The sequence below is a fragment of the Vibrio sp. V19_P1S1T109 genome, from assembly GCF_002241375.1.
GTDB classification, from domain to species: Bacteria; Pseudomonadota; Gammaproteobacteria; order Enterobacterales; family Vibrionaceae; genus Vibrio; species Vibrio anguillarum.
This window is the reverse complement of the sequence record NZ_NDIM01000260.1, coordinates 1-5219: the sequence shown is the minus strand read 5'-3', so window position 1 is coordinate 5219 and position 5219 is coordinate 1. Positions and strand designations below refer to the sequence as shown.

Below are 5219 nucleotides of genomic sequence, written 5' to 3'. Positions count from 1 at the left end.
TGAATTTACTTGCCGCCTACCTGCAACTTCAGGTTGTTTGGGTATAGCCTGTGTGTGACGCCTAAAAAGCTGCCGGAGGAGGCTAAGTTATGACGCACGTTACAGATATTTAATAAGATTTACACTCCTTGACGTTCGAGCGTCGTATAAGCAGTTACAATTCAATCAGTCTATTTATTGTTGAATAAAAACTATGAAAAACACGTCTATTCTTTCGTTAATGATGGTTACTTTGCTTACCACACCGTTAAGTGCGTTCGCTGCGCAAGCACCACAAGCCGTTGCGGTGGTCGCAGAGCGTGTGGCAACTCATCAAGTGTCTCAGTCTCTTTCACTGATTGGTAAATTAGAAGCTGAACGAGCAGTGGAGATCTCATCTGAAGTTTCGGGAAAGGTCAGTCATATTGCGATTAAAGCCAATCAAGAGGTCAAGAAAGGTCAGCTCTTAATTCAGCTTAATGATGATAAAGCCAAAGCCGCACTTTCAGAGGCTCAAGCCTATTTGAACGATGAACAGCGTAAGTTGAAAGAGTTTGAACGTTTGGTCAAACGGAACGCCATTACCCAAACGGAAATCGATGCGCAAAAAGCGAGTGTTGATATTGCTCAAGCACGTTTAGATGCAGCAAACGCAAATTTAAACGATCTGCGCATTAGCGCGCCATTTAATGGCACCGTTGGTTTTATTGATTTTAGTTTGGGCAAAATGGTCAGTGCAGGGACGGAATTGCTGACTTTAGATGACCTATCGGTGATGCAACTCGATATCCAAGTGCCAGAGCGTTACCTTTCGTTAATCAGTAAAGGTATGACGGTGACGGCGAAGAGTAATGCTTGGGCAAAAAACGAGTTTACCGGCAAAGTTGTGGGTATTGATTCTCGCATTAACCGTGAAACCTTGAATTTGCGTGTCCGTATTCATTTCGATAACCAAGATGGCAAGCTAAAACCCGGGATGTTGCTTTCTACTAAGTTGAATTTCCCAGCGATTGAAGCGCCCATTATTCCCGTTCAAGCACTCGAATATTCAGGCACTAAACGCTATGTCTATGTGATTGATAGCAATAATAAAGTAATACGCACGGAAGTTTGGCTTGGCGCGCGGATCGACAATCAAGTGGTGATTGATAAAGGTTTAGCCATTGGCGATAAGATTGTGGTGCAAGGCATCGTGAATATGAGAAACGGCATTGTCGTTACTGAAGTCAATGTGGATGGCTCACCGATACAAAAGGATGACAAATAATGTGGTTATCCGATGTTTCAGTGAAGCGCCCTGTGGCGGCGGTGGTATTAAGCTTACTGTTGTGCGTTTTTGGTCTAGTGTCATTTTCTAAGCTTTCGGTCCGGGAAATGCCTGATATTGAAAGCCCGGTGGTTTCAATCAGTACTCGCTATGCAGGGGCTTCAGCTACCATCATTGAAAGCCAAATCACTTCTGTATTGGAAGATCAACTGGCAGGCATTAGCGGGATTGATGAAATTGAATCCACCACGCGTAATGGCATGTCACGGATTACTGTTACATTTGAACTGGGTTACGATCTCAATACTGGTGTGAGCGATATCCGCGACGCCGTTGCGAGAGCGCAGCGCTCATTACCCGATGAAGCAGATGATCCAACTGTATTCAAAAATAATGGCTCTGGTGAAGCTTCTTTGTACATTAATCTCAGTTCTTCAGAGATGGATCGAACCCAACTGACCGATTATATCGAACGAGCTTTGATTGACCGTTTTAGTTTAATCTCTGGCGTCAGTTCTGTGGATGTGTCTGGTGGCCTTTATAAGGTGATGTATGTCAAGCTCAAGCCGAATCTGATGGCTGGGCGTGGTGTCACGACTTCTGATATATCAAGTGCATTGCGCAGTGAAAATATTGAAAGCCCGGGCGGAGAAGTGCGTAACGATTCGACAGTAATGTCGGTGCGTACCGACCGAGCGTACAAAACGGCTCAAGATTTTGACTATTTGGTGGTTAAGCGCGCAAGTGACAATTCGCCGATTTACTTAAAAGATGTCGCGGATGTCTTCATCGGCGCTGAGAACGAAAACTCAACCTTCAAAAGCGACGGTGTGGTTAATGTGAGCATGGGCATTGTGCCACAGTCAGATGCTAACCCCTTGGATGTGGCGCAGCGTGTCCATCAAGAAGTCGATAATATTCAGCAGTTTCTACCCAAAGGAACGCGCTTGGCCATTGACTACGACTCGACCGTCTTTATTGATCGCTCAATTTCGGAAGTGTATAGCACACTGTTTATCACGGGTGGTTTAGTAATTTTGGTACTGTACATTTTTATCGGCCAAGTTCGGGCAACGCTAATCCCAGCCGTTACTGTGCCAGTATCATTGATCTCTTCTTTTATTGCCGCTTACTATTTCGGATTCTCCATTAACCTTATCACCTTGATGGCGCTGATTCTTTCCATCGGTTTGGTTGTTGATGATGCGATTGTGGTGGTGGAAAATATATTTCATCACATAGAACAGGGAGAGAAGCCACTGCTGGCGGCTTATAAAGGGACGCGCGAAGTCGGCTTTGCCGTGATTGCCACCACATTGGTATTAGTGATGGTCTTTTTACCGATCTCTTTTATGGACGGTATGGTCGGCCTGTTGTTCACCGAGTTCTCTGTACTTTTGGCCATGTCGGTTCTCTTTTCATCGCTAATAGCGTTAACTTTAACGCCCGTTCTCGGTAGCAAGATTTTAAAGGTCAATGTCAAACCAAACCGTTTTAATCGTTTTGTTGATCGTGTTTTTGGCCGTTTAGAAGCGGGTTACAAATCCTCTTTACGTTTTGCTATCAGTTGGAAATGGGCTGCACCGCTCGTCATCCTTGCATGCGTTGGTGGCAGTTATTTTCTGATGCAGAAAGTGCCTTCTCAGCTTACGCCTTCAGAAGATCGCGGCGTTATTTTTGCCTTTGTGCGCGGAGCGGATGCGACCAGTTATAACCGGATGTCGGCCAATATGGATCTTGTTGAGCAGCGGTTAATGCCTTTGGTTGGCAAAGGTTTTCTCAAGTCGTTTAGTATTCAATCGCCTGCGTTCGGTGGGCAAGCGGGTGATCAGACTGGTTTTGTTATCATGATTTTGGATGACTGGAACGAACGAAGCATCACCGCTCAACAAGCATTAGGGCAGGTAAAAAAAGCGCTAACGGGAATTCCCGATGTACGTATTATGCCCTTTATGCCCGGCTTTCGTGGTGGCTCTAACGAGCCTGTTCAGTTTGTGTTAGGTGGGTCAGACTATCCTGAACTCAGAAAATGGGCTGAATTGTTAAAAACGGAAGCTGAAAATTCCCCCTTTATGGAAGGTGCTGACACCAATTATTCCGAAAAGACACCTGAACTGGTGGTGACGATTGATAGGCAGCGTGCCGCGGAATTGGGGATCAGTGTCGCGGATATTTCAGATACGTTAGAAGTGATGCTCGGCGGGAAGAGTGAAACCAGCTTTGTTGAGCGCGGCGAAGAGTATGATGTTTATCTCCGTGGGGACGAAAATAGCTTCAATAACGCCTCCGATTTAAGCCAGATCTATATGAGAACCGCATCCGGTGAGCTTGTTACACTGGATGCACTTGCGAAAGTGGAAGAAGTGGCATCATCAATCCGCTTGTCTCATTACAATAAGCAAAAGGCGATCACGGTTACTGCAAACTTATCTGATGGCTATACGTTGGGTGAAGCATTAGATTTTCTTGACAAGAAAGCGATAGAGATACTTCCTAGTGATATTTCTGTTAGCTATTCTGGAGAGTCAAAAGATTTTAAAGAAAATCAATCGAGTGTAGCTATCGTATTTGCGTTAGCGCTGCTTGTTGCCTATTTGGTGTTAGCTGCCCAGTTTGAAAGCTTTATCAACCCGTTAGTGGTGATGTTGACGGTGCCGATGGGTGTGTTTGGTGGCTTTCTTGGTCTATCAATTATGGGACAAGGTATCAACATCTATAGCCAAATTGGGATGATTATGCTGATCGGTATGGTGACCAAAAATGGCATTTTGATCGTTGAATTTGCCAACCAGCTGCGTGACCGAGGGGTTGAGTTTGAAAAAGCAATTATTGATGCTTCAGCGAGGCGCTTACGGCCAATCATGATGACCGCATTTACTACTTTAGCAGGTTCAATCCCATTAATTATCTCGACAGGAGCAGGCTATGAAAGCCGAGTTGCGGTGGGTACGGTGATTTTCTTCGGTATGGGTTTTGCCACTTTAGTCACTCTGTTTGTTATCCCTGCTATGTATCGTTTGGTCTCGGCATCAACACGCTCTCCAGGTCATGTTGAAGCTGAACTTAATCAAGAACTGCTGCATGATGTTAAAACCAGAAGTGTTCACTGATTAACGTATCAAGAGCCTGCGCCCTGCAGGCTCTTCTTTGTTCACCGTTCACACCTATTCCATTCACCGTTATCTATGCCCATTAGATGAAATCACATGCGGCCGGCTTATCACATCAAGTTATTTGAATATACAAGCGAGATATCAAATGGTTAATGCCATTTTCGATAATCCATCAAAATAGCCAGTTCATTTTTCCTATTTAAATCTTAGGTATTAATTATAGATAGACTCAATTTTGAGACACCCATTGCAATGCGCCTTGCGATACTCTATCCACCTCTTTAATACAGAGACAAAATGAAGTGAATGCATCAGTAATGGCCATGGAAAATAAAAAACTCTCTATCCTCATCGTATGCATGGGAAATATATGCCGTTCACCGCTTTCTGAAGCTGTTTTGAGCCAAAAAGCGCAACAACATGGAATTAATTTATTTGTTGAAAGCGCTGGTACTGTGAATTATCAAGTGGGCCGAAAACCAGATCCCAAAGCAATATCTGTCGCTGAGCAGCGTGGCTATTCAATGTCAAATTTAAGAGCAAGGCAGGTTTGTTCTGAGGATTTCGAAAAATTTGATCTTATTTTTGCCTTAGATAAAGCTAACTTAGCGGATCTGATTGACATTTGTCCTGCTAGACATAAAGAGAAACTTTCACTGTTTCTATCGCATAGTCACATCGGTGTCACGGAAATCCCTGATCCTTACAAAGGAAATATTCATATGTTTGAACGGGTTTTGGAACTGATAGAGAGCGGGGCCCAAGGGATCATCGAACATATATCTAAACAATATCAATTAAAGGAAAGTGCAATGAAACTTTGTGTGTAACACATAGAAAGTTTTATATGACTTTTTGAT

The 5219-nt window shown here is 43.9% G+C and carries 3 protein-coding genes; all 3 read left to right on the top strand.

What is annotated here, in order from left to right; all coding sequences use genetic code 11:
* The first annotated feature begins 193 nt into the window (after nt 1–193).
* The 3 genes from B9J87_RS12975 (at nt 194) to B9J87_RS12965 (ending at nt 5189) form a co-directional block, all read left to right on the top strand.
* Nucleotides 194–1246 carry an efflux RND transporter periplasmic adaptor subunit gene (locus B9J87_RS12975; protein ID WP_094127336.1) on the top strand — a complete coding sequence of 351 codons (1053 nt, stop codon included), beginning with the start codon at nt 194–196 and terminating at the stop codon, nt 1244–1246.
* On the top strand, nt 1246–4356 hold the full coding sequence (vexH, locus tag B9J87_RS12970; protein ID WP_094151084.1) for a vibriobactin export RND transporter permease subunit VexH: 3111 nt from the start codon (nt 1246–1248) through the stop codon (nt 4354–4356). Before B9J87_RS12975 ends, vexH begins: the two co-directional genes overlap by 1 nt.
* A gap of 305 nt (nt 4357–4661) precedes the next feature.
* Nucleotides 4662–5189 carry a low molecular weight protein-tyrosine-phosphatase gene (locus B9J87_RS12965; RefSeq protein WP_019281708.1) on the top strand — a complete coding sequence of 176 codons (528 nt, stop codon included), beginning with the start codon at nt 4662–4664 and terminating at the stop codon, nt 5187–5189.
* Nucleotides 5190–5219 lie beyond the last annotated feature (30 nt).